The organism is Agathobaculum sp. Marseille-P7918, from assembly GCF_900625105.1.
GTDB lineage: Bacteria > Bacillota > Clostridia > Oscillospirales > Butyricicoccaceae > Agathobaculum.
Map to the genome: position 1 here is coordinate 374,351 of NZ_UYYD01000001.1, position 26,442 is coordinate 400,792.

At 57.6% G+C, this 26,442-nt stretch carries 19 protein-coding genes and 4 tRNA genes; 18 read left to right on the forward strand and 5 right to left on the reverse strand.

All coding sequences use genetic code 11. From position 1 onward, the window contains the following. Positions 1-24 precede the first annotated feature (24 nt). From EJL02_RS01775 to EJL02_RS01785, 3 genes are all read right to left on the reverse strand, one after another. Positions 25-5,496, reverse strand: coding sequence for an S-layer homology domain-containing protein (locus tag EJL02_RS01775; protein ID WP_125114696.1), 5,472 nt, complete (start codon positions 5,494-5,496; stop codon positions 25-27). A gap of 173 nt (positions 5,497-5,669) precedes the next feature. Beyond that, positions 5,670-6,512, reverse strand: a complete 843-nt coding sequence (gene yqeB / locus EJL02_RS01780) for a selenium-dependent molybdenum cofactor biosynthesis protein YqeB (RefSeq protein ID WP_125114697.1) — start codon at positions 6,510-6,512, stop codon at positions 5,670-5,672. 7 nt (positions 6,513-6,519) lie between these two features. Continuing rightward, positions 6,520-6,876, reverse strand: a complete 357-nt coding sequence (locus tag EJL02_RS01785; RefSeq protein WP_125114698.1) for a winged helix-turn-helix domain-containing protein — start codon at positions 6,874-6,876, stop codon at positions 6,520-6,522. Positions 6,877-7,123: 247 nt separating this feature from the next. Between EJL02_RS01785 and EJL02_RS01790 the strand changes: the two genes are divergently transcribed. The 12 genes from EJL02_RS01790 to EJL02_RS01845 all read left to right on the forward strand — a co-directional run bounded on the left by EJL02_RS01790 (position 7,124) and on the right by EJL02_RS01845 (position 15,496). Beyond that, complete coding sequence (locus EJL02_RS01790) at positions 7,124-8,149, forward strand: molybdopterin-binding protein (RefSeq protein ID WP_125114699.1); 1,026 nt, start codon at positions 7,124-7,126, stop codon at positions 8,147-8,149. A 1-nt stretch (position 8,150) separates the two neighbouring features. Further along, positions 8,151-9,119 (forward strand): GTP 3',8-cyclase MoaA, encoded by a 969-nt coding sequence (gene moaA, locus EJL02_RS01795; protein ID WP_125114700.1) that lies wholly within the window; start codon positions 8,151-8,153, stop codon positions 9,117-9,119. 1 nt (position 9,120) lies between these two features. Further along, positions 9,121-10,053, forward strand: coding sequence for an MOSC domain-containing protein (locus tag EJL02_RS01800; RefSeq protein WP_125114701.1), 933 nt, complete (start codon positions 9,121-9,123; stop codon positions 10,051-10,053). 77 nt (positions 10,054-10,130) lie between these two features. Continuing rightward, complete coding sequence (gene modA / locus EJL02_RS01805) at positions 10,131-10,976, forward strand: molybdate ABC transporter substrate-binding protein (RefSeq protein WP_125114702.1); 846 nt, start codon at positions 10,131-10,133, stop codon at positions 10,974-10,976. Positions 10,977-11,043: 67 nt separating this feature from the next. Beyond that, on the forward strand, positions 11,044-11,712 hold the full coding sequence (modB, locus tag EJL02_RS01810; protein WP_125114703.1) for a molybdate ABC transporter permease subunit: 669 nt from the start codon (positions 11,044-11,046) through the stop codon (positions 11,710-11,712). Continuing rightward, positions 11,709-12,752, forward strand: coding sequence for a sulfate/molybdate ABC transporter ATP-binding protein (locus EJL02_RS01815; protein ID WP_125114704.1), 1,044 nt, complete (start codon positions 11,709-11,711; stop codon positions 12,750-12,752). The genes modB and EJL02_RS01815 overlap by 4 nt, the downstream gene beginning before the upstream one ends. A gap of 12 nt (positions 12,753-12,764) precedes the next feature. Then, positions 12,765-13,718, forward strand: coding sequence for an XdhC family protein (locus EJL02_RS01820; protein WP_125114705.1), 954 nt, complete (start codon positions 12,765-12,767; stop codon positions 13,716-13,718). Positions 13,719-13,847: 129 nt separating this feature from the next. Then, positions 13,848-13,932: transfer RNA gene (locus EJL02_RS01825), tRNA-Leu, on the forward strand. A 22-nt stretch (positions 13,933-13,954) separates the two neighbouring features. After that, positions 13,955-14,040: transfer RNA gene (locus EJL02_RS01830), tRNA-Leu, on the forward strand. Positions 14,041-14,227: 187 nt separating this feature from the next. Continuing rightward, positions 14,228-14,312 (forward strand) — tRNA-Leu (locus EJL02_RS01835). Positions 14,313-14,334: 22 nt separating this feature from the next. Next, a tRNA-Leu gene (locus tag EJL02_RS01840) sits at positions 14,335-14,420 on the forward strand. 170 nt (positions 14,421-14,590) lie between these two features. After that, complete coding sequence (locus tag EJL02_RS01845) at positions 14,591-15,496, forward strand: DUF2806 domain-containing protein (RefSeq protein ID WP_164510232.1); 906 nt, start codon at positions 14,591-14,593, stop codon at positions 15,494-15,496. 94 nt (positions 15,497-15,590) lie between these two features. Here the strand turns inward: EJL02_RS01845 and EJL02_RS14530 are convergent, their stop codons facing one another. Beyond that, positions 15,591-17,321: an ammonium transporter gene (locus EJL02_RS14530; protein ID WP_125114707.1), complete on the reverse strand. Its 1,731-nt coding sequence runs from the start codon at positions 17,319-17,321 to the stop codon at positions 15,591-15,593. A 137-nt stretch (positions 17,322-17,458) separates the two neighbouring features. Beyond that, positions 17,459-19,546, reverse strand: a complete 2,088-nt coding sequence (locus tag EJL02_RS01855) for a glutamine synthetase III family protein (RefSeq protein WP_125114708.1) — start codon at positions 19,544-19,546, stop codon at positions 17,459-17,461. A 479-nt stretch (positions 19,547-20,025) separates the two neighbouring features. Here EJL02_RS01855 and EJL02_RS01860 point away from each other — a divergent pair, with 479 nt between their 5' ends. From EJL02_RS01860 to EJL02_RS01885, 6 genes are read left to right on the forward strand one after another with little or no spacing between them, the layout of a single operon-like run. Beyond that, entirely contained in the window at positions 20,026-21,123 is a 1,098-nt protein-coding gene (locus tag EJL02_RS01860; protein WP_125114709.1) for a class II glutamine amidotransferase, read from the forward strand. Then, the gene (locus EJL02_RS01865) at positions 21,123-22,628 is read left to right on the forward strand and encodes a glutamate synthase-related protein (RefSeq protein WP_125114710.1); all 1,506 of its coding nucleotides are present in this window, start codon (positions 21,123-21,125) and stop codon (positions 22,626-22,628) included. The genes EJL02_RS01860 and EJL02_RS01865 overlap by 1 nt, the downstream gene beginning before the upstream one ends. A gap of 14 nt (positions 22,629-22,642) precedes the next feature. Next, positions 22,643-23,071: a 4Fe-4S dicluster domain-containing protein gene (locus EJL02_RS01870; RefSeq protein WP_125114711.1), complete on the forward strand. Its 429-nt coding sequence runs from the start codon at positions 22,643-22,645 to the stop codon at positions 23,069-23,071. A 5-nt stretch (positions 23,072-23,076) separates the two neighbouring features. Continuing rightward, complete coding sequence (locus EJL02_RS01875) at positions 23,077-24,315, forward strand: NAD(P)/FAD-dependent oxidoreductase (protein WP_125114712.1); 1,239 nt, start codon at positions 23,077-23,079, stop codon at positions 24,313-24,315. Beyond that, the gene (locus EJL02_RS01880; RefSeq protein ID WP_125114713.1) at positions 24,315-25,043 is read left to right on the forward strand and encodes a glutamate synthase; all 729 of its coding nucleotides are present in this window, start codon (positions 24,315-24,317) and stop codon (positions 25,041-25,043) included. Before EJL02_RS01875 ends, EJL02_RS01880 begins: the two co-directional genes overlap by 1 nt. 51 nt (positions 25,044-25,094) lie before the next feature. Next, positions 25,095-26,414 (forward strand): glutamine synthetase family protein, encoded by a 1,320-nt coding sequence (locus EJL02_RS01885; protein ID WP_125114714.1) that lies wholly within the window; start codon positions 25,095-25,097, stop codon positions 26,412-26,414. Positions 26,415-26,442 lie beyond the last annotated feature (28 nt).

Here is a 26,442-nt window from a genome sequence, read left to right on the forward strand (position 1 = left end):
TTTTTTGCATCTGTTTTCAGCTGCTCAGTCCTTCCAAATTTCCTGACTGCCGGACTTTTCATAATCATGGGTGTTCGCAGCTTCCATGACATGGTAATACGCCCAGTGGCTGCCCGTCACATCGGAGAAATGACGCAGACTGTCCGCATGACCATCCACATACTGCGTATCGGCGATACGGCCCAGCATGCGGTTGGTGATTGTTGTTACCTCCGCACGGGTGATCGTATTGTTCGGGCGGAAGGTACCGTCCGAATAACCGGTGATCCAACCGTACTGAATCGAGCCGACCACCTGATCGTAGAACCAGTCCGTCGTGTTGACATCCGAGAAGATATTTTGTCCACTCGTATCCAACTCGGCAAAGCGCATGGCAATCACGGTAAACTCCGCACGGGTAATCGCACGGTCAGGCGCAAACTGGCTGTTGCCAACGCCCTGAATAATACCCATTGCGCTGAGTGTATGAACAGCATCTGCGTACCATGCATCCGATGCCACATCAGTAAAGGAAGCACCTGCCGAGACGTTCTGATCGAGCAGCAGATTATAGAACATCTGCGCGACCTCGGCACGGGTCATATTCTGATTCGGGCCAAAAGTGCCGTCCGTATAACCATTCAAATAGGCATTATGATCCTTGGTATTCAGCCAATGGGATACGCCGGTATCATCCGGATCAGCGATTTCACTTTCCGCCTCAAAGATTGCTTCAATGGTGTGTCGTTTGTGCACAGATTCAAACGTGTACTGCTCCACTGCGCCGACGCTCGTGCCATCCACCAGCACATCGGAAATTACATAACCCTTTTCCGCGGTAATCGTAAAGGTCTTATCGCTGCCGCTTCTGACTCGCACGCTGCCGCTCGGGCTGATGGAACCACCCTGACCCGCGCTGGCTGTAATGGTGTACCGCGTCACGCTGCTGCTCGCATCCTTGTAGGTTGCCGTGACGGTCACATTATGGTCCGGCATCTTGAAGGTAGTTTGCGCGCTGGCTGCGTCGTCCAGCGTGATACCATCCTGACTGATCCAGCAGTCAAATTCCTGTCCTGCCGGTGCCGCATCGGCGGTAATCGTAACCACTTCGTCCGGCGCATAGGCACCGCTGCCCGAACCGCCAACGACTGTCACCTGATATTTTCCGGCATCCGGATCAAATGCATCCGGGATTCCATCGCCGTCGCCATCCTCGAGGAATGCAACCGTGATCACATGATCCGTCGTGACGTTCTCAAGCGTCCAGTTTCCTGCAAACGGCTGCTGCGGATCATCATTCTGATACGCAACCGTTCCATCCACCGAAACAGTTGCCAGCGCATACCCCGGATCTGCCTTAATCAGGAACACCTGCGCATCGCTGTTAAGAACGTAAACATCGGTCGGTGAAACCGTACCGTTTCCATCGGACGAGGCAGTCACATGCCAGCTGTGCTCCTTGACATCCGGCACGCCATTGCCGTCCGTATCGTAACCCCAAACCGCAAACACCGTCACGTCGTTACCGTTCGGCACCACACTGGTGATAGTCGCAGGCATTGTGTCGCCCGCCTGATAAATACGCTCGTTATCGTCTGTCATCGTCCAGCCAACAAACAGGACGGTCGTTTCCGTACCGTTCAGCTGTACCGTATCGTGCATCGGCTCCTGTGTGGAAAGCACATAGCGCTGGCCATCATTCAAGCCGGTCTGTACTGCCGGCGCACCGGTGCCGCCGTTGGCGTCATAAGTCAGCGTGCGGTTGTATCGATCCGGCATGACGCCGTCTTTGCTTTCCGCAAACGAAACCGTGATCTTATAATCTGTCACGACATTGGAAAACGCCCAAGAGGTCCATGTGCAGCCGGCCGGCAGCTGTGTGCCCGTCCGGTTGACATAACGAGCGGTCGTGGTAGCCGCACCGTGCGTATCTATCGTCTGCACGATAACGGTATCCACCGCATAGCCCTGATCCGGTGTAATTGCAAAGGTCTTATTCTGGCCTTCCATCACGGAAACCTTGCCCGAAGGGTCAATGCTGCCATTCTGGCTGGCTGAAGCGGTAATGCTGTGGGAAACTTCCGAGATATCCGGTATCCCGTCACCGTCGCTGTCATAGCCCCAAACTGCGTATACTTCCTTATTCCCGGAAATATCCACGGTTTCCGCCCGCGTCAGCGGCTCACTGTCGCCAAACGAATAGATATGATTGGTCTGCGTCTCGGACCAGGTGACAAAGGCGACGTTCGTACCGTTATCCTTTTCATGCGTCGGACGGTTGCCGTCGCTGTAATCAAGCGGATATCCGGTCTGCGCCAGTACAGATACTGTTTTTTCGGTCTCTGCACCGAATGTACCGCCGTTGGCGTTGTAAGTCAGGGTATAACTGTTCTCAGTTACATCCGGATTACCGTCACCGTTCTCATCATAGCCCCATACCGCATAGAGATCGGTATCAGCCGTCAGATGGAACTCAGCACCTGCCGCATAAATGGAATTCTGGATAGCCGCATACTCCGTCTTATCATCTTTGCCATAGATCTGACTTGTCTTGGATTCCGACCAACCAAGGAACACGACTTTTTTCTCGCTCACGACGCTGTGAGACGGCTGCTGAGTGGAAAGCGTAATATCACCGCCGCTTTGCGCACCGCTATCGTTTGGCATACCGGTCACGTGGCCGCCGTTTTGCGCATTGGCATTATATCTCAAATCAAAACTCTGCTGGCTTACATCATACGCGTTCGTCACGTTGATCTCACCGCGCGGCACCGTCTCACCGGTCCCGACACGCCAACGAATGCCGCCCGCCGCATTGACCTGCGTATCCAAGCTCGTATAGGTCGGCGTATATCCGCTCTCCGCCTCCTGAGAAATGCGGAAGACCGATCCCGCCGGCAAGCCACTGATAACAGCCTTTTGTCCCGCTTGCAGCATGAACGTACCTTTATCCTGAATCGTGTCTGTGCTGATTACCGCACCATCCGAGCCAGTGACTTGGATCGGATAGCTTCCGCTCAAGGACGAATAGCTGTTTTTCTCGCTGTTGTACAGCTCCAGCGTGTAGGTAAACGTTTTATTCTTGACGTCATCCGCATTGGCATCCGCACCGGTGGTCTCGTTGAGCTGTACCGTCAGATCACCGGTCGGCGTTGCCTTTTGCATCCGACCGTTGTTGCCCAGATCAACCGTCACCTGCTTGCCGTCCAGTTCAAATTCCGGCACACGATAATTGGCAGACGTACCGGTTTTGTTTTCCTCCTTGGCCGCAGCCATATCGCTGACGCGAGACATCTTGGTGGTGCCCGCCTTGATATACAGGTTGCCGCCTATGGTTTCGGTATGGTTTGCAAGTGCCGCACCGTTTGTCACACGATGATAATCGGTCAAATACGATGCACTGTTGCCCGAGCCGTTTGCCTGGTAATAGCTGTGAATGTAATAATACGCACGGCCTGCCACGTATCCCGTTGCTCTTTCCAGCTTATACTGTACGCCGTTCACCGTTATCGTTTCCTGTCCGGGCGGAACCAGATCTGTCTTCCCGGCCGCTGCGGCATCGGTCAGATAACTGCCATTATTGCTGTGCAGTACATAAAGAGCAGTATTCTCCGTGTAATAGTAAAACGAATTGGTTGATGCCGGCGTAAAGACGGCTGTGGTGCTTCCGTTAGGCGCGCTTTCCGCATCCCATGCGCCCGCATAATAATCCGTTTTGCCGTCCTTGGAATGTGCTGCATAATAGTCATTTTTGTCGTCCGTGCTCAGCGCTGCGGTATCGTCCTGCTTCACCGAATAGAACAGACGGATCGGATAAGCATTGCCATTGCTCGCTTCGGCAATGGAATAGGTCTCCTGCCCATTGCCGTCCACTTCGGTTTTCGCCTCGATTGCACGCAGCGGAACCAGTTCGGCCGGAATTGTCCATGTCAGTGTCTGGCTGCCGTCCGTATTGGTCTTGACGGTCAGCGTAAGCTTGTTGACATTGGTCTGTCCATAAACCGGGGTATCCACAGCTCCCTCAAAGGTGTAGGACGTTATATCACCCGTGGTATTTGAACCCGTTACGTGAAACTCTTCACCGGAAAAGATCACGGTCGGTGTACCGGTTACCTTCATAAAGCTGCCCAGTTGATCGGTAAAAGTCAGGGCACCGTTATCTCCGCCCGTACCGGATGCACCCTCGCCGCTCGCGGTCGGATAGGTCGGCGCAGCAGTATTGACAACATCGGTAATTTGATCGAAAACCTCAGTCCAATCCTCTTGTGAGGCAACGTTGTTCGCCTGATAGAATCCGTCATTGTACTTGAGCTGATCCCATTCGATGGAAATCCCCTGACTATCTGTTTTTTCGATCGTTGCGTGTTGTTCAATTATCCCCAAACTGCCTCTTGCACGCAGCAATTTAACAGAACCGTTATTGTACGCAGCCAGACTATCCCGTAGATTCGTGTCATTTGCTCCTACAACCGGGTCACTTTCCAACTGTGCAGACGGATTGAGCGCCGCCAACGCCAGTTCCTCATTCGAATCGTTCGCTAAATTGCCCACCGCAACCGTGTAAATATAGGCCTCGTGCGCCGGATTGTTGCCATAATAATGCGCTGTCACCTGCTGCTTCATATAGGCCGCCTGCATCAGAGCCATAAAAGTCTGTGCAACATGAGCACTGTGATCATTGTTCGAAACGCACTCTGCCTCAATCTTGTCTTCGTCCTGCACAATATTAACGAACCGCGTATGCGCAAGTTCAGGCTCGCCGGACGACATTGCAATCACAACCGGAGCACGAGTCAGCATCTGACCGTCCACTTCCACAGTTGTATCTGCCGTCTGCGTCAGTGCAGTCATCGCAGTATACAGGCCAACCTGATAATTGCGGTAAGTGCCACTATCAAACGAGAAGGTCGGCACCGATACCGTTTGTCCATTCTTGATGCCGTTACTGCTAATCGTTCTATTGTTCAAGCTCAAAAGTGCTGTTTGACCGCCATTATCATAATTTTCATACCGGTCCAACGGCAGGATGGTTGCCGCCGTATTGTCATATACCGTTACGCCCACCCGGTTATACGGGTTGGATGTCAAAATATTGGCCAAGGCCGCATTGGCAGCCGTCAGCATCTCATTGACAGAACTTTGCATTTTCGGCGACATATCCAGCACCAGCATAACGTCCACCGGAACCGCAGTCTGGTCCGTAATAGTGGCTGTCGAGCCCAAAGCCGATAATTCCACCAAAAACTCTGCATCTGTTTCCTTGGAAATCTGGACAGTTGTATCCCCGGATAGCGTAACGCTATCCTCAGTATAGACGCTCTTATCCGTCCAGATACGTCCGATATCCTTCGTGGACAGCGTTGAGCCGCCAAAGACCTCCTGCCAAGTAAGATGTGTCGTCGAATCTGCTGCCAGATTCGAATCGCCGTCAACTGCCAAAGCAGATGTCGGGAAAATGCCGATCATCATTGCAACTGTCAGCAAGGCAGCCAACCATCTTGATCGCTTTTGCTTCATATACTCTCCCCCTTAGCATTTACAAAGATATTGAATGGGTTTATCCTTCCAACACTGATCATCGATTTGGTTAAGATAAACGAAAAACCATGCCATAATATAGTAACTGTTCCAGAAGATAGTTTCAAGAGTAAATTATCCAAAATTACGATTTTAGTATAAATTAAATTTTATTACAAAAGAATGATATTTTTTCCCATCGCCAGATACAGCAACGCTTCGACCACGCCGCCGCCGATGGCGCGCGCCTTATCGGATATCGTGTCGCAGTAGGCTGTTTGCTCGGGCCGCGGGTCGATATCCGCGATTTTGAGTCCTTCGTTCACCGGATAGCCTTCCCGAATCAGGCCGCGCAGCACGCCGTCGATTGTCGCCAGCACCGGCGTGCCGCCTACGCGCGCAATCACCTGTCCCTTTTGGACCAGCGCGCCGATATCCACGATCTGCCCGTTTTCGTCCTGCACAAAAGTCATCTCACCCGACGCGGGCGCATGGATGACCCGCTCGGCGGCATAGCCCGCGATCACCCCCGGCACACCCGTGTTGGGAATCGCCGCACCCTGCAAAATCACACGTCCCAAATGGTGCCCGCGCATGGTTTCCACCACCGCGTCCACATCCTCGCCCGCAGTAAAGCCCGGACCAAGACCGACCGTGATTGGCGCCATGTCTCGGCTTGTTCCCAGATTACGCTTGGCAAGGATCGCATCTACGACCGCGGCCGGGCGCAGCAAGGCAACGCACGCTGCCTGCTCATCCACCAGCAGCGGCACTTCGCCCGCCTGCGAAACGCGCGCAGCGGCATCCGCGTCCTCCACTCGGCGGCAGGTCACGCCCTCAACTGTTGTCTGTCCCTTCCAGACTGCCTCGCACAGCGCCGCGCGCCGCCGGATCGCGGAAGGATCGACGCACTCGGTCACCGCCACGCGAAAGCCGCAGCGGTGCAGCCGCACAATTACACCGGTCGCGAGATCCCCCGCGCCGCGCACCAATACCCAAGGCTGTTGTTTCCGCATTGTTCTTTCACCTTTCCTTCAAAATATCCGTAAAATATTCTGCCGCCATCTGATCGAGCAATTCGTGCGCTTTGCGTGAAAACGCCTGATAGCGCGCAAGCAGCAGCTTCCCCTTTTCGGTGAGCACCGCGCCGCCGCCGCCCGCGCCGCCGATATGCCGCTCGAGCAGCGCAAACCCCAGCTGCTCCTCGCAGCCGTGCACCACGCTCCACGCCTTGTTATAGCTCATCTCCATGCGTGCGGCACTGCGCCGCAGCGAACCGAGTTCCTCAACCCCTTCCAGCAGCTGCGCCACCCCCGGGCCGAACAGCTTATCCTCGCGCACGATGCGCAGGCTCGCACGCACCTTCAGCGGCTTTTCCATTCGCGTCTCCTCCCCGTTTTATCGTGCAAAATGACACCATTTTTCTCATATCATCGGCATTTTTATTTTTAAATGCGTTTCTTTTACACATTTTCGTTAAACTTTCATAAATATAACGAAAAACTTTGGCCACATTGCAGACCGGATTCGACGGGTTGCCGGTTGCCCCTGTGCGTCCAAATATGATACAATTTTACCATAGCAAGGATTGCATCTGCAATCCGCATTTTACTGTTGGAGGCTTATCATGAAACTGATGCGCACACAGGATGCCGTCGGGCAGGTCCTGTGCCATGATATTACCCAGATCATTCCGGGCGTAACCAAGGATGCGGTGTTCCGCAAAGGGCATATCATCCAGCCCGAGGACATTCCGGTGCTGCTGAGCGTCGGCAAAGAGCACATTTACATCTGGGAAGCGGGCGAAAACATGCTGCATGAGAACGATGCAGCCGAGATTCTGCGCACGCTTTGCCAAGGGCCGCACATGCACGCAACCGCCCCGAAGGAAGGCAAAATCGAACTGATTGCGGATGCGGACGGCCTGTTACTGGTCGATGTAGAGCGTCTGCGCGCGGTCAACGCGCTGGGCGAAATGATGATTGCAACGCGCGCGGGCGGTTTCCCGGTTCAAAAAGGTGACAAGCTGTGCGGTACGCGCGTCATCCCGCTTGTGATCGAAAAGGAAAAGATGGAGCAGGCGCGCCGCACAGCGGGCGATACGCCACTTTTGCAGCTGATCCCCTTCCGTCCGCGCACATTCGGCGTAGTGACTACGGGCAGCGAGGTCGCAAAAGGCCTGATCGAGGACGCTTTTACGCCTGTTATCGAGCAGAAACTTGCCGAATATGGATGTGAAATGGCCGCGCACACCGTTTGCGGCGACGACCCGGATGAAATTACCGCCGCGATCACCAAAATGGCGGACGACGGCGTGCAAATGATATTTTGCACCGGCGGCATGAGCGTGGACCCAGACGACCGCACCCCGCTTGCCATCCGCAACGCAGGCGCACAGATCGTCAGCTACGGCGCGCCCGTGCTGCCCGGCGCCATGTTCCTCGTGTCCTATCTGCCGGACGGGCGGCCGGTCTGCGGCCTGCCCGGCTGCGTGATGTATGCGAAGCGCACGATTTTCGATCTGGTGCTGCCGCGCCTGCTGGCTGATATACCGGTTACGGCCGAGTGGCTGGCCGGTCTCGGCCACGGTGGGCTGTGTCTGAACTGCGAAGTCTGCCACTTCCCCAACTGCGGCTTCGGCAAGGGCGTATAACATGCGGGATTCCTTCGGACGAGAGATCCGCTACCTGCGCCTGTCCATCACCGACCGGTGCAACCTGCGCTGCCGCTACTGCATGCCGGACGAAGGCGTGCCGCCCACTGCGCACGACGATCTGCTGCGCTATGAGGAGCTGCTGCGCGTCGCAGCGGCGGCGGTTTCGCTCGGCATCGACCGTTTCAAGGTCACGGGCGGCGAGCCGTTGGTGCGGCGCGACTGCACAGACTTTATCCGCGCGCTCAAAGCGCTGCCCGGCGTCAAACAAGTCACGCTGACCACCAACGGCCTGCTGCTGCCGCCGCTGCTGGACGAGCTGTGCGCGGCCGGGTTGGACGGGGTCAACATCAGTCTGGACACACTGGACAACGCGCAGTATCAGCGGCTGACCCGCCGCGCACGCACCGCGGACGAAGTGCTGGACGCGGTGCGCCTGTGCGCCGCGCGGCTGCCGACCAAGATCAACGCCGTGCTGCTGCCCGAAACCGCCGACCAGATGATTCCGCTGGCCGAGCTAACACAAACGCTGTCGGTGGATGTCCGGTTTATCGAGCGCATGCCGCTGGGCGCAGCGCAAACCGACCAAATGGCAAGCGCCGATCACGCGCTCGCGCGGTTGCGCGTACGCTGGCCGCAGCTGGAGCCAATCACCGAGCCGCGCGGCAACGGCCCGGCACGGTATTTCCACGCGCCCGCGCTGCGGGGCTGCATCGGCATGATCGACGCGGTCAGCCACAGCTTTTGCGACCGCTGCAACCGACTTCGGCTGACCTGCACGGGGTTATTGAAGCCTTGCCTGTGCTATGATGAGGGCGTGGAACTGCGCCCGCTGCTGCGCGGCGGCGCGGACGATGAAACGCTGCGGGACGCGATCCGCGCGGCGATTTTACAAAAACCCGCCGCGCACTGCTTCCAGCAGCGAGAAAATATCACGGAACACAAATCCATGAACCAAATCGGAGGATAATATGGGAAAAGTACTCGCCGTATGCACCAGTGCGGTGCGCGGCGTTCAAAAAGAGGATCGCGGCACGGCGCTGTTTGTGGCAAACCACGGTCTGGACGGCGACGCGCATGCGGGTGACTGGCATCGGCAGGTCAGCCTACTTTCTGCCGACGAGATCGCCGCGTTCAACGCGCGCGGCGCGGATGTTGCCCCCGGTGCATTCGGGGAAAATCTGGTGGTCGAAGGCATCGACTTCCGCGCGCTGCCAGTCGGCACATGGCTGCGCTGCGGCGACGTACTGCTTGAGGTGACGCAGATCGGCAAAGCGTGCCACCATCACTGCGCGATATTTCAAAAGATGGGCGACTGCATCATGCCGCGCGAGGGCATTTTCGCCCGCGTGCTCGAAGGTGGGCGCATTGCAGCGGGCGACGAAATGACCGTCGTCCCGCGCAGCACACCGCTGCCCTTGCAGGCGGCGGTCATCACCCTGTCCGACCGCTGCGCCGCAGGCGAGCGCGAAGACGCGAGCGGCCCGGCGGTTGCCAAACGGCTGCAACAGGCAGGCTACACGGTGATCGAGCAGCTTGTCCTGCCCGACGGCCGCGAGGGGCTGACCAAAGAACTCATTCGGCTGGCCGACCAGCGTCAGCCCGACCTGATTCTGACCACGGGCGGTACGGGCTTCTCCCCGCGCGACCTGACGCCAGAGGCGACGCTGGATGCCGCTGAACGGCTCGCGCCCGGCATTGCCGAGGCCATGCGCGCGGCCAGCCTGCGCATCACGCCGCGCGCCATGCTGACGCGCGCGGTGAGCGTGATCCGCGGTCGAACGCTCATCATCAACCTGCCCGGCAGCCCTAAAGCCTGCATGGAGTGCATGGATGTTTTTCTGGACCAGCTTCCGCACGCGCACGCGCTGCTGCGCGGCGAGCAGATGGACTGCGCCCGCTGACTTTGATTCGACCGCGTCGTAAAACCGGCGGGTTGAAAATAAAACGTCCCTGAAAGACGGGACAAAGGAGACACACCATGAAAAAATTCCTTGCAGGGCTGCTCGCCGCATGTATGGCGTTCAGCCTGACCGCCTGCTCAACAAGCGGCGGAGCGAACGCTTCAGCAGGAGCGGACAGCGGCGAGGCGACCGAGCTGGTCGTTTTCGCGGCGGCGAGCCTGACCGAAACGCTCGAGCAGATCGCGGAGGACTACAAGGAGGTGGCGCCCGACGTGACGCTGACCTTCAACTTTGATTCCTCCGGCACGCTCAAAACCCAGATTCAGGAGGGCGCGGACTGCGACGTTTTCATCTCCGCCGCACAGAAACAGATGGACCAGTTGGACGCGGCGGCCGATGCTTCGGTCAACACCGAGGGGCTGGACTTTGTGCAGTCGGATAGCCGCCTGAACCTGCTGGAAAACAAAGTCACGCTTGCCGTGCCCAACGATAACCCCAAGGGCATCGACAGCTTTGACTCGCTCGCCAAACACTTACAGGCAGGCGATATCCTGCTGGCCATGGGCAACAGCGACGTGCCGGTCGGCCAGTACACCCAGAAGATCCTGGCGTTCTACGGACTGGACGAAACGGCGCTCGCCAGCGCGGGCTGCATCACCTATGGCTCAAACGTCAAGGAAGTCACCACACAGGTGCGCGAGGGCAGCGTGGACGCGGGCGTCATCTACGCGACCGACGCGTTCAGCGCCGGCCTGACCGTCGTGGACGAGGCGACCGCCGACATGTGCGGGCAGGTCATCTATCCGGCCGCCGTGCTCAAGACCTCGGCGCATCCGGAAGCAGCACAGGCGTTCCTCAACTATCTGTCCACCGACGAGGCGATGGCCGTATTTGCGTCCGTGGGATTCTCCCCGGCCGCTTGATTTCAGTTGACACAGATGGGGCGGGGCGCGTGCTCTGCCCCGTTTGCAAAAGGAGTGTATTTCCCCCTTGGATTGGTATCCGCTCTTCAATTCGCTGCGTATCGCGGCACTGAGCAGCGTGATCGTGTTTTTCACCGGCATCGCCGCGGCTTATTACGCCGTGCGCCTGCCGCGCCTATTGAAAGGCGTGCTCGACGTCGTGCTCACGCTGCCGCTCGTGCTGCCGCCCACGGTCGTGGGCTATTTTCTGCTGCTGTTGTTCGGCTCGCGCCGTCCGCTCGGCATCGCGCTGGCGCAAATTGGCATTAAATTTGTTATGACGTGGTACGGCGGCGTGATCGCGGCAGCGGTCGTCGCCTTCCCCCTGCTTTACCGCACCGCGCGCGGCGCGTTCGAGGCTTTTGACCAAACGCTTGCACAGGCCGGGCAAACACTTGGGCTGTCTAATACCTACATTTTTTGGCGCATCCGCATGCCCGCCTGCCGGGATGGCATCATCGCGGGCGTGGTGCTCGCCTTTGCGCGCGCACTGGGCGAGTACGGCGCGACCAGCATGCTGATCGGCTACACACCCGGCAAGACCGCAACCATCTCGACCACGGTCTATCAGCTCTGGCGCACGGGCGACGACACCCACGCCTTTCTCTGGGTGCTGGTCAACCTCGCGATCTCGGCAGCCGTGCTGCTGACCGTCAACCTGCTCGAGCGCCGTCAGAAGGGGGTGCGCCGCGCATGAGCCTGCATGTGGATATCCGCAAAACACTGGGCGATTTCGTGCTCGAAACCGCCTTTGACGCGGAGGACGCGGTCACCGGCCTGCTGGGCGCGTCCGGCTGCGGCAAGAGCATGACGCTCAAATGCATCGCGGGCGTGGAAACGCCGGACAGCGGCTGCATCGTGCTCGACGGAGAAACGCTGTTCGACTCCGCACGCGGCATCAATCTCAAACCGCAGCAGCGGCGTGTAGGCTATCTGTTCCAGCAATATGCCCTGTTTCCGCACCTGACGGTTGAACGCAATATCTTAACCGGCCTGCACCGCGAGCGTGACGCCGCCGTACGGCAGCGCCGCCTGCGTGAGATGATCCAAATGATGCAGCTGCAAGGGCTGGAAAAGCTGCGCCCGGCGCAGCTCTCCGGCGGGCAGGCACAGCGCGTGGCTCTCGCGCGCATGCTGGTCAACCAGCCGCGCCTGCTGCTGCTCGACGAGCCGTTTTCCGCCCTTGACAGCCATCTGCGCGACCAGTTGCAGCCGCAGTTTCTGTCCTTGCTGCGTACCTACGGACGACAGGCCGTGCTGGTCACGCACAGCCGAGATGAAGCCTACCACCTGTGCGGTCAACTGTGCGTGATGGAGGATGGCCGCGTCGTGCGCGACGGCACGACAAAAGCCGTCTTTGCCGACCCGCGCAGCGAAACCGCCGCGCGCCTGACCGGCTGCAAAAACATCACCCCCGCCCGCAAAATTGACGAACGAACGGTCGAAGCGCCCGCATGGGGCCTGCGGTTTACCGCCGCGCAGCCCGTGCCGGATGATCTGCGCGCTATCGGCCTGCGTGCACACTATTTTCACGCCCGCGCCGCTGCCAATCGCGCCAATGTGCAATGGGTGGGCGAACTCGAAGAACCGTTTGAATGGATTTTGCTGTTCCGATATGCGGGACAGGACGAAACCGCGCCGCCCCTTTGGTGGCGCATGCCCAAAGACCGCAAACCCGCCGCGCTGCCCGATGTGCTTGGCATCGCGCCGGAAAACGTACTGCTGCTGACCCGATAAGGAGGACCAACCATGTTTGAGCAACTGCTGACCACCGCCCTGCGCGAAATGCAAGCCGGTCGCCCGGTCGTACTGGTGTCGGTCGCCCGCGCGGCCGGCTCAACGCCGCGCAAGGAAGGCGCGATGCTGCTGGCGGGCACACAGGGGCTGCTATACGGCACGATCGGCGGCGGTGTCCTCGAACACCACTGTCTGTCCCTCGCAGCCGCACAGCCCACACGCGGCCGTCTGATGCATTTTGAACTGGACAACCGCAAGGCAGGCAGTCTGGGCATGGTATGCGGCGGCTCGACCGAAGTGCTGTTCACACCGCTGACCGCTCCCGCGCCGCTGCGCGCCGCACTTACCGCCTTGCAGGAACGGAAGCCGGTCTGGCTGTGCCTGCCGTTGGACGGTTCCGCGCCCTGCATCGCGCAGGACGATACGCTGCCTACCCGTCCGGCCGTTTTATCCATGCGCGGCAAAGACGCGCTGTGCGCGCCGCTGAGCGACGCAGGACGGGTGTACGTCATCGGCGGCGGGCATGTGTCACATGAGCTGTGCGCCCTGCTGCACCGGCTGGATTTCCGGCACATTGTCGTGGACGACCGTGCAGAGTTCTGCTCCCCTGCCCGCTTCCCGCATGCCGAGCATACGCTGACCACACCGCTGGACACGCTTGCATCCGCGCTCACCGGTGCGCTGTCCCCAACCGAGGCGGATGCTTTCTGTATTATGACGCGCGGCCATGCATGCGATGCAGACGCCGTGCGCTATGCGCTGTCCACCCCGGCCTCCTATATTGGCCTAATGGGCAGCCGCCGCAAGCGCGAAACGCTGTTCGCCGCGCTCGAGTGCGAAGGCTTTGCCGATACGGCCCGGCGTCGTGTCGTCACACCGATTGGCCTGGAGATTCATGCGCAGACACCGGCAGAAATCGCAGTCTCGATTGCCGCGCAGTTGATCGCGTGGCGCGCCAGCTGTTGAATCTTGGGGCCGTCAAATGGCCCCAAAAATTTTTCTAGATTTTTTGTAAAAATATGTTGACAATCCCCCACCTCTTCGATATAATACTATTTGTCGCTGACAGTGAGGCGACTCGATACGAAAGAGAATGCGAGTGTGCTGGAACTGGTAGACAGGCACGTTTGAGGGGCGTGTGTCAATCGACGTACGGGTTCAAGTCCCGTCACTCGCACCACCTTCAAACAACAACCAAATATGCGGATGTGGCGGAATGGCAGACGCGCTAGCTTCAGGTGCTAGTGTTCGCAAGGACGTGGGGGTTCAAGTCCCCCCATCCGCACCAAGAAAAAGCACTGATCTCGAAAGAGATACAGTGCTTTTTCATTTTTTCTCTGTAAGCCTGATGTGCATCGTTCAGACAAACTCCAATTCTGCCCAAAGAGATTTGACAAAACCTATTGACAAATCCACTCTTTTTCGATATAATATTACCCGTCGCTGACAGTGAGATGACTCGATATGCAAGAGATGCGAGTGTGCTGGAACTGGTAGACAGGCACGTTTGAGGGGCGTGTGTCAATCGACGTACGGGTTCAAGTCCCGTCACTCGCACCACCTTCAAGCAACAATCAAATATGCGGATGTGGCGGAATGGCAGACGCGCTAGCTTCAGGTGCTAGTGTTCGCAAGGACGTGGGGGTTCAAGTCCCCCCATCCGCACCAAGAAAAAGTACCGATTTCAACAGAAATCCGGTACTTTTTCTTTTATTATTTCGTGCGTTGTCCCCTATACACACATTTCACACCACTTTTCTATTTACTTCCATTCCGCTTCGTATTATCATAAGGACAAGAAGGGACATCGCCCAATGCGGAAAGGTGGTTGTATCGTCATGGATTTATCCTCATTGCTTCCAACGATCTTGGGCTCAGCCACGGTTGCGACCTTTTTGACTCCCCTTGCAAAAGCGCTATACGAAAAAATCGGATTGATTATGCTGCCAACCAAAGAAGCCGAGCAATACATGATAGAGCAAATCAAAAACTCCGCAGATCCCCTTCCCGTCAAAGCGGTCAAGCTCAAGGAAGTCGCCAAATTATTAAAGGAATGGGAAAACCAATACGATATCTATCAAATTGCGCAACAAGCTCTGCATACAAACGCTGCACACGATCACGCTGCGGACGTTGATGCGGAATGGCTTTCGCGCTTCATGGACTCCTGCAAACACGTCTCTGCGGAAGATGTCAAAATCATCTGGGGAAATTTGCTCGCAGAAGAATGCAAAAACCCCAATACTGTTCCCACGCGTCTCATCTCCATCCTTTCGACTCTCAGCAAGGACCTTGCGCAAGCCTTTTTTCATGTATGTAATTTCAGTTTGCAGCATGTCGATTTCGACGGAACCAATTTTGCCATCACAAACAAATACACACCTATTATCTATTTCGATCATCAAAACGCCTTTTTAGGCTCCACAGTGTTTGACTTTTCCACGCTCGCCGAATTAAATTCGGTTGGTTTGATACAATTCAGCAGCATTGCCGGCTATGTCCTGAAAAGCGATACAGGTTCCACCCCCTATCGGCAACACTTTTTATACCATTCTGTACTTTACGAAATTTCTTCAGAAACCGATCAGATCGCCGTCGGCAACGTATTATTTACCCAATGCGGACAAGCACTTTGCCGAACACTGGCGTTACAGCCTTCCGACAAATTTGCAAACGCCATTCCAACCATATTCGCGGATTACGAAGTGAAAAATTTGGGTTCAAATCAAGAAAAAACGTACTGAGTTTCATCAGTACGTTTTTCTTCATGGCATCCACAAAAAGGAGCGGCAGCGCCTGACGGCGCCGCCGCTCCTTTTTTTAGTATTCACAGATGAATTATTCGTCATCCTGCAAAGCGTCGAAGCCTTCCGCACCCGTACGCACCTTGATGACATTTTCCACGTCGTAAACGAAGATCTTGCCATCGCCAATGTGGCCAGTATACAGAACCTTCTTGACCGTCTCAACCACCGTCTCAACCGGGATCTTGGAGACAACAACCTCCATCTTGATCTTCGGCAGCAGGGTTACATCGACTTCTGCACCGCGGTAATACTCCGCTGCGCCCTTCTGTACGCCGCAGCCGATAACATTGGTCACCGTCATACCGGATACGCCGATTGCACCCAGCGCTTCCTTGAGCACTTCAAACTTGGACTGCTTGGTAACGATAACGATCTTGGTCAGCTTGTGGTCGCTGCCCTCGGTGGTCACCTTGGTAACCGGAACCGCCTTCTCGACCGCAACCGGGATGGTATCTACCATAGAAGCCGCCTTTTCTGCCGCCTTGGTGCCCAGCACATTGGGAACCACCGGCATAAAGTCCGCATACGCCGAGGACAGACCATGCTCGGGCTTGTCGAGGCCCATGATCTCTTCCGCTTCGGAAACACGCAGGCCAATGGTGTGCTTGATGATCTGGAACACGATCGTCATGGTGATTGCAACCCATGCAATGACCGCAACCATGCCGAGGGCCTGAATCGCCAGCGCATGCACGCCGCCGCCGTAGAACAGGCCAACCGGCGCCACTTCCGTGCTGCCGTAAGCATAATAGCCGAACAGACCAACCATCAGCGTGCCGGTCGCGCCGCACAAGCCATGTACGCCAACCGCACCAACCGGGTCGTCTACCTTGATCTTCTGATCGACGAACTCAATACCGAATACTACAACGAAGCCAGCAATGATACCGATGATGGCCGCGCCGAAAGGCGTTACCGTATCGCAGCCTGCCGTGATGGCAACCAGACCAGCCAGAGAACCGTTCAGCGTCATGGACACATCCGGCTTCTTATAACGAATCCAGGTGATGCACATAACGGTGACCGTCGCCACTGCCGCCGCCATATTGGTGGTGACGAATACACGAGCCGCAACCTCAGCGCCGCTGCCGGACAGGGCAACCGTAGAGCCGCCGTTGAAACCGAACCAGCAGAACCACAGAATGAATACGCCAAGAGCGCCCAGCGTCAGAGAGTGACCAGGAATAGCGCGAGCCTTGCCGTCCTTGGTGTACTTACCAATACGAGGACCGAGGATGGCCGCACCAACAAATGCTGCCACACCGCCAACCATATGTACCGCCGTGGAACCAGCAAAATCATGGAAGCCAAGCTGGCTCAGCCAGCCGCCGCCCCAGATCCAGTGGCCGGAGATCGGATAGATGACGGCCGAAATGACCATGGAGTAAATGCAGTAAGCGGAGAACTTGGTGCGCTCTGCCATCGAACCGGAAACGATCGTCGCCGCGGTCGCGCAGAACACGGTCTGGAAGATCAGCGTCGTCCAGTTGTAGCCTTCACCGACTACGCCGTCCGCCAAAAAGTCAAATCCACCAAAAAAGCCATTCATTGTACCGAACATGATGCCAAAGCCGACGAGCCAGAAGATCGGCGTGCCGAGGCTGAAGTCCATCAGGTTCTTCATAATGATGTTACCTGCGTTTTTCGCCCGGGTAAAGCCGGTTTCGACCATCGCAAAGCCCGCCTGCATAAAGAAGACGAGCGCCGCGGCGACCAACGTCCAGCCGACGTCCATCGAAGTCGCAAGTGCATTGATATCCATTGATAAAACCCCCTAAAAATTAAAATGGCGTGTATCCCCTGCCGCCCTTTCGGGCTGACAGGAAATACACGCCATTGTGTACAAAGAGAACGATATACGAAAACTTGTTATCAGCGCAAGCGTATTATGGCTTACGATTATACATAGAACAGAATGTCGGAATAGGTCGGGAACGGCCAGTACTTCTTGCCTACCAGCATCTCGAGCTGATCGGCCGGTGCACGAACCGCATCCATCGCAGGCAGGATCGTGTCATGATAATAATGCGCGATCGTCTCCGCATCCGCATCGGGCGCCTGCGCTACCGCAGCGTCCAGTTCGCGGCACTTGTTGTACAGCTCTTCGGTCAGTGCAGATACGCGGCCCAGCAGATCGGCTTCCATGCCGCCTGCAACGCCGGCTTCCTTCTTGTTCTTGACGGTCTTGGCCAGATCGCTCTGATATACTACGCAAGCCGGCAGGATCTCCTCGCGCACCATGTCGCTCATGGTCAGCGCTTCGATGTGCAGGGTCTTGTAGTATTCCTCGAGCAGCGCCTCTTCGCGGGACTCCATCTCGACACGGGTGTAAACACCGTGACGGGCAAACAGCTCCACATTCGCCTCATCCGTATAGTGCGGTAGTGCATCCGCCGTAGACTTGAGGTTGTGCAGACCGCGCTTCTCCGCTTCAGCCAGCCATGCGTCGTCATAACCGTTGCCGTTGAAGATGATGCGCTTGTGCGCCTTGATCTCGCGCTTGATGAGGGCAACCAGAGCGGTATGGAAGTCGTCCGCCTTCTCCAGCTCATCCGCGAACAGACGAAGCTCTTCCGCGACCGCGGTATTGATCATGATATTCGGGCAAGCGATGTTGATCGCGGAACCCAGCATACGGAACTCGAACTTGTTGCCGGTGAAGGCAAAGGGCGAAGTACGGTTGCGGTCGGTGGTGTCCTTCGGGATATCCGGCAGAACCGAAACGCCCAGATCCATCTTGGTCTTGGCCATGTCGGTGTAGTCCTCGCCGGACTCGATCGCGTCCAGGATCGCCTGGAGCTCGTCGCCGATGAACATGGACACGATGGCCGGAGGAGCTTCGTTTGCGCCCAGGCGATGGTCATTGCCAGCAGAAGCAACCGAAATACGGAGCAGATCCTGATATTCGTCCACAGCCTTGATGACCGCGGTCAGGAACAGCAGGAACTGTGCGTTCTCGCTCGGGGTCTTGCCCGGCTCGAGCAGGTTTTCGCCCTCGTCGGTCGAGATCGACCAGTTGTTGTGCTTACCGGAACCGTTGACGCCGTCAAACGGCTTCTCATGCAGCAGGCAAATAAAGCCATGCTTCTGCGCCACGCGCTTCATGACCTCCATGGTCAGCTGGTTGTGATCGGTCGCGATATTGGTGGTGGTGAACACCGGCGCCATCTCGTGCTGCGCGGGTGCAACCTCGTTGTGCTTGGTCTTGGCAAAAATGCCGAGCTTCCACAGCTCTTCGTCCAGCTCCTGCATGAACGCAGCCACGCGCGGACGGATGGAGCCGAAGTAGTGATCCTCCATCTCCTGGCCCTTGGGCGGCTTCGCGCCGAACAGGGTGCGGCCGGTGAAGATCAGGTCCTTGCGCTGTGCGTAATCCTTCTTATCGATCAGGAAGTACTCCTGCTCGGGGCCGACCGTGGTAGAAACGCGGCGGACGTTTTTGCCGAACAGCTTGAGCACGCGGCAGGCCTGCGTGCTGATCGCTTCCATCGAGCGCAGCAGCGGGGTCTTTTTGTCGAGGATTTCGCCGGTGTAAGAGCAGAACGCCGTCGGAATATAGAGCGAACCGTCCTTGACAAACGCATAGCTGGTCGGGTCCCATGCGGTGTAGCCGCGGGCCTCAAAGGTCGCGCGCAGACCGCCGGACGGGAACGAGGAAGCATCCGGCTCGCCCTTGATGAGCTCCTTGCCAGAGAATTCCATCATTACGCTGCCGTCGTCCGTGGGCGAAATGAAGGAATCGTGCTTTTCCGCCGTTACACCGGTCATCGGCTGGAACCAGTGGGTGTAATGGGTTGCACCCTTGGTGACCGCCCAGTCCTTCATTGCCGTTGCCACAACCGCAGCAACATCAGCGTCGATGGCCGTGCCTTCCCGCATGGTCTTCTTCAGCTTTTTGTAAACGTCCTTGGGCAGACGTTCCTTCATGACGGTCTCGTTAAAGACCATGCTTCCGAACAACTCGGGAACATTCTTTGCTGTGTTCATGAATGGTTCGCTCCTTTATATGTGAATTTGTTACCCAACGAAGAAATAATACAAAACAGGCGCTGCGGGTCGTGTTCCCACAGCGCCTTTGCTGTTAACACCTTGCATTATAGCGACCAAATCGGTCTTTGTCAAGGTCTGCGGGCACTCTTTTTCACCCCGACGAGCGATTTGATGCAACCTTCTGAAAACTTACCAGAAAAATGGCAACGAATCTATGCAAATTGCGAAAACTTGGCGGTACCCCCTGATTTTTCGCTTGACGCTGTCCCCCAATACGCTATACAATAGAAAAAGGACAACGGCGTCCACGATAGCCGGAGATTGTGTTTCGATCTCCGGCTATCGTGGACGCCTTTTTTATTTATATTGTATCCTAAAACACCGTCCGGCAGTGTTTTCCGCGGAAAGCGCACCGACGGCCGGCTTCCCCGCAGCGGGACGCCCTGCAACGCGCATATATAAAAGGAGGAAGCAACATGTTGCAAAAAGAAGGCAAAATCCGCATCCCTGCCGGCTGCGCGATCTCCGGCATTTTCCATAAGGATGGCACACGGGAGAACGGCACACGCATCATTGACTCCATCCGCACCATGCACGACCGTTCCAACGGACTGGGCGGCGGCTTTGCCGGCTACGGCATTTACCCCGAATATGCAGACTTCTATGCGTTCCATGTATTCTATGATACGCAGAACGCCAAAGAGGAATGCGAAAAGGAACTGGAGCGGCACTTTGACATTGTCAACCTTTCCAAAATCCCGACGCGCCGCCATCCCCGCATCACCGACGAGCCGATGATCTGGCGCTACTTTGTCACCCCGCTGCACACCAAGCTGGCAGCCAGCCAGCTCGATGAGCGCGAGTTCGTCGCCCGCTTCGTCATCCGCATCAACCACACGCTGGACGGCGCTTACATTTTCTCTTCCGGCAAGAACATGGGCGTATTCAAGGCCAACGGCTTCCCGGAAGACGTTGGCGAATATTACCGTCTGGAAGACTACGAAGCGTATTCCTGGACTTGCCACGGCCGTTATCCGACCAATACCCCCGGCTGGTGGGGCGGCGCGCATCCGTTTGCGCTGCTGGACACCACAGTCGTACATAACGGCGAAATCTCTTCCTATGACGCAAACCGCCGCTTCATCGAAATGTTCGGCTATTCGTGCGACCTGCTGACCGACACCGAGGTCATCACCTACATCGTCGATTATCTTGGCCGCAAGCTCGGGCTGACACTCGAGGAGATCAGCCATGTGATCGCCGCACCGTTCTGGTCCACGATTGAAAAGCAGGAACCTGCCGAACGCGAGCGGCTGACGTATCTGCGCAACGCATTCGCCTCTCTGATGGTCACCGGCCCGTTCTCCATTCTGGTTGGCTACGAGGGCGGGCTGATGGCCCTCAACGACCGCCTCAAACTGCGCAGCATGGTGGTCGGCGAAAAGGACGAAACCGTATATATTGCCTCGGAAGAATGTGCCATCCGCGTGATCGAGCCCGAACTTGACAAGATTTGGGCGCCGCGCGGCGGCGAGGCTGTCATTGTGAGCTTAAACGACGGAGGGAAGCAGTAATGGCTATTGATTTTCTGTATCCGCAGTACGAGGTCGTGCGCAATTACGACCGCTGCATCGCCTGCCGTGCCTGCGAACGGCAGTGCGCCAACGAAGTACATTTTTACGATCCCGAATTTGAAAAGATGATGGTGGACGAATCCAAGTGCGTCAACTGCCACCGCTGCGTCTCGCTCTGCCCGACGCGCGCGCTCAAGATCGTCAAGACCGATCATACCTTTAAAGAAAACGCGAACTGGACGGGCAAGGCCATTTCCGAGGTCTACCGTCAGGCGGGTTCGGGCGGCGTGCTGCTGTCCTCGATGGGCAACCCGGAACCCTACCCGATCTACTGGGACAAGATCCTCATCAACGCCTCGCAGGTCACCAACCCCTCGATCGACCCGCTGCGCGAGCCGATGGAGACCAAGACCTTCCTCGGCAAAAAGCCGGGCAAGATCGAGCGCGATGAAAACGGACGCCTGATCCCCAACATGTCTCCGCAGCTCGAGCTGAACGTGCCGATCATGTTTTCCGCGATGAGCTACGGCTCGATCTCCTACAACGCGCACGAATCGCTCGCCCGCGCCGCCTGCGCGCTGGGCACTTACTACAACACCGGTGAGGGCGGCCTGCATCAGGACTTCTATCAGTACGGCCCGCACACCATCGTACAGGTTGCGTCCGGCCGCTTCGGCGTACACAAGGACTATCTGGAAGCGGGCGCGGCCATCGAGATCAAGATGGGTCAGGGCGCAAAGCCCGGCATCGGCGGCCACCTGCCCGGCCACAAGGTCGGTCCGGATATCTCCAAGACCCGTATGATCCCGGAGGGCACGGATGCCATCTCCCCCGCCCCGCACCACGACATTTACTCGATCGAAGATCTGCGTCAGCTGGTTTACTCTCTGAAAGAAGCAACCGAATACAAGAAGCCTGTTATGGTCAAGATCGCAGCGGTACATAATGTTGCGGCCATCGCCTCTGGCGTTGCCCGCTCGGGTGCGGACGTCATCTGCATCGACGGCTACCGCGGCGGCACGGGTGCTGCCCCGACCCGCATCCGTGACAACGTCGGCATCCCGATCGAACTTGCGCTCGCCGCGGTCGATCAGCGCCTGCGCGACGAAGGCATCCGCGATCAGGTTTCCGTGGTCGTCGGCGGCTCGATCCGCAACTCAGCCGACCTTTTGAAGGCTATCGCTCTCGGCGCGGACGCGTGCTACATCGCCACCGCCGCCCTGCTCGCGCTCGGCTGCCATCTGTGCCGTTCCTGCCAGACCGGCAAGTGCAACTGGGGCATCGCGACCCAGCGTCCCGAACTGGTCAAGCGCCTCAACCCCGACATCGGCTCGCAGCGCCTGATCAATCTGGTCACCGCATGGGATCACGAACTCAAGGAAATGATGGGCGGCATGGGCATCAACTCGATCGAAGCGCTGCGCGGCAACCGACTGATGCTGCGCGGTCTGGGCCTGACCCAGAAGGAGCTTAACATCCTCGGCATCAAGCACGCGGGCGAATAAGGAGGAATGTGACGATGAAACGGGTTTATGTCAACGAAAAATGGTGCCTCGGCTGCCATTTGTGCGAATATTACTGCGCTTTTGCCAATTCCGGCAAGTCCTCGATGGTCAAGGCGCTCAAGGATCATAAAATTGCACCCCGCATCCATATCGAGGAGCGCAACAACATTTCCTTTGCGGTTTCCTGCCGCCACTGTATCGATCCGCTGTGCGTCAAGGGCTGCATTTCGGGCGCGCTGACCATTGTGGACGGCGCGGTGCAGATCGACTCGGACAAGTGCGTCGGCTGCTACACCTGCATCCTGTCCTGTCCGTACGGCGCACTGTCCACCTCGAATGAGGGTGCGATCCAGAAATGCGAACTGTGCGCCAAGAACGAGTTTGGCCAGCCCATGTGCGTACAGGGCTGCCCGAACAAGGCCATTGTGTACGAGGAGAGGTGAAACGCATGAATTACGTGATTATTGGCAACGGTACCGCCGCAGTCGGCACGATCGAAGGCATTCGCGCCGTCGATCCCACCGGCCCCATCACGGTCATCTCTGACGAGATTTATCCGGTATACGGTCGTCCGCTGATTTCCTATCTGCTGCTCGGCAAAACGACCGAGGACAAAATGCTGCATTACCGCCCGGCCGACTTTTACGAGAAAAACGGCGTCAAGACCATGCTGGGACGCACGGTCACCAAAATTGACGCCGCAGCAAAGGCCGTGCTTCTTGAAGGCGGCGAGTCCGTCCCCTACGATAAGCTGTGCGTCTGCACCGGCTCGCGTCCGTTCGTCCCGCCGATGGAGGGATTGGACACCGTGCAGAACAAGACCAGCTTCATGACGCTGGATGACGCCAAGCGTCTGGACGCCATGCTCGGCGCGCAGAACGACAAGCGTGTGCTCATCATCGGCGCGGGCCTGATCGGCCTGAAGTGCGCCGAGGGCATTTATCAGCGCGTGGGCGAACTGACCGTCATCGATCTCGCGCCCCGCATCCTGCCCAACGTACTGACCGAAGTGCCTGCCGCCATCATCCAGAAGCACATTGAAAGCAAGGGCGTCAAGTTCATCCTGGGCGACAGCGTCGCCCGCTTTGACGGCAATACCGCCACCCTGCAAAGCGGCGGTACGCTCGACTTTGACGTGCTGGTCATCGCGGTCGGCGTGCGGCCCAACACCGAACTGGCTGCGAACGCAGGCTGCGAAGTGAACCGCGGTATCCTGATCGACAACCGCTCTGCCACCACAGTGCCGGATATTTACGCCGCGGGCGACTGCACGGTCTCCCACGACATCGCGGCCGACACCGACCGTATCCTCGCCATCCTGCCCAACGCCTACATGCAGGGCGAGACCGCGGGCCGCAACATGGCAGGCGGCAATATGACCTTCGACAAGTCCATCCCCATGAATGCATCCGGCTTTATGGGCCTGCATATGATCACCGCCGGTTCTTACGACGGTGAAACCTATCTCGAGCAGGACGAGGATCACTACAAGCTGCTGGTAACGCGCGACAACCATCTGGTCGGCTTCATCATGATCGGTGACGTGGACCGTGCAGGCATCTACACCTCGCTCATCCGCGAGCGCACCCCGCTTGACACGATCGACTTTGACCTCATCCGCGAAAAGCCGCAGCTGATGGCATTCTCCCGCGCAGAACGCGCGAAAAAGTTAGGAGGCGCTCACTGATGACCACCGTACAGGCAAACCTCACCTATTATCAGCAGCTCAACGAGCAGATCCGCGCGATCGACGACAAGGACATCACGGTTGAAAACGTGATCGGCCAGCGTTATATCGGCTGCGGCTCTTCCGACCATACCATCACGGTCCACGGCACGCCCGGCAACGGTCTCGGCCAATACCTCAGCGGTTCGACCATCGAAGTGTTCGGCAACGCACAGGAGGCGGTCGGCGACACGATGAACAAAGGCGACATCATCATCCACGGCAACGTTGGAGACGCCTGCGGCTATGGTATGCGCGGCGGCAGGATCTTTATTCAAGGCAACTGCGGCTACCGCGGCGGCATCCATATGAAGGCCTACGAGCAGCACTTCCCCGTCATCGTTATCGGCCGCAGCGCCGGTTCGTTCCTCGGCGAATATCAGGCCGGCGGCCTGATCCTCGTGCTGGGACTGGGTCAGAACGGCGCCTATCCCGCAGGGAATTTCTGCGGCACCGGTATGCACGGCGGCAAAATTGTGTTAAGATGTGATCAGGCACCGGCGGGCCTGCCGCGGCAGGTACTGGTCAGCCCGGCATCCCAGACCGATCTGGAGCACATTGCACCTTATGTCGAGGACTATTGCCGCTATTTTGGCGGCGACGCCGCCACCCTGCTCGCGCAGCAGTACTATGTGCTGTCGCCCAACCCCGAAGCCGGTTACCACCAGCTTTATACCTACGAATCCTGATCACGCGCTGCATCGCGCAGATCTTACTTTTCAGAGAGGAGCGCAGCTCTTATGGATACCACCATGCACGAAGTCATACAATTTATACAGGAGAATGACGTAAAATTCATCCGTCTGGCCTTTTGTGATATCTTCGGCAACCAGAAAAACATCGCCATTATGCCGACCGAACTGACGCGTGCGTTTGAACACGGCATCCACTTCAACGCGTCCTCCATGCGCGGCTTCCTCAATGTGGACGCCTCCGACCTGCTGCTGTTCCCGGATGCGGCAACGCTGTCCGTGCTGCCGTGGCGGCCGGCGCAGGGCCGGGTCGTTCGCTTTTTCTGCGACATCCGCTATCCGGACGGCACGCCCTTTGAGGGCGACGGCCGCCGCCTGCTCCGCGAAGCCAGCCGCCGTGCACGGCAGGCCGGTTACTCGATCACGATGGGAACAGCCAGTGAGTTTTATCTGTTCGAGCTGGACGAAAACGGCCGGCCAACTACCACCCCGCATGACCATGGCGAATATTTTGATGTGGCGCCGCTGGACAAGGCAGAAAACGTGCGCCGGCAGATCTGCCTGACGCTCGAGGAAATGAACATCCAGCCCGAATCCTCGCACCACGAGCAGGGCCCCGGCCAGCACGAGATCGACTTCCGCTATGCGGAGGCGCTGGAAGCCGCGGACAATTTCGTCACCTTCAAATGGGTGGTCAAGTCCATGGCGGCATCGAGCGGGCTGCACGCTTCGTTCCTGCCCAAGCCCCTGCCCAGCATTCCCGGCAGCGGCCTGCACCTATCCATCTCCATCATGCGGGACGGCAAAAACCTGTTCCACCCCGGCTTCGACCAGAGCGAAGACGGCCGCAGTTTTGTCGCGGGCATCTTGCAGCACGCGGCGGAAATGACCGTGTTCGGCAATCCGCTGACCAACTCGTTCCAGCGTCTGGGCGAGTTCGAGGCACCGAAGTATATCACCTGGTCGCACCAGAACCGTGCGCCGCTGATCGCCGTGCCGCTGGCAAACGGCAAGCTGGCCAACCGCATGAAGGTGCGCTCGTTTGACGGCTGCATCAATCCCTATATTGTTTTTGCCCTGCTCATTCACGCGGGCCTGGACGGCATCGAGCAAAAGCTGCCCCTCGCCCCCGCCTGCAACGAAAACCTGTTCACCGCCTCGGATGCGGTGCGCGCACAGTACCAGGCGCTGCCGGGTACGCTGTGCGAAGCCATCCGCTGCGCGCAGGACAGTCCCTTTATCGCCCGCCATCTGCCGACCAAGACGCGCGAAGCCTTTTTCGCCGCCAAGCAGGTTGAGCACGACCGCATCGCACTGGCAGATGACCGCTTTTCCGCGGAACGCTCGCTGTATTTTGAGCGATATTGATTTTTCGTCCATCCTTGCCCGAAAGGGG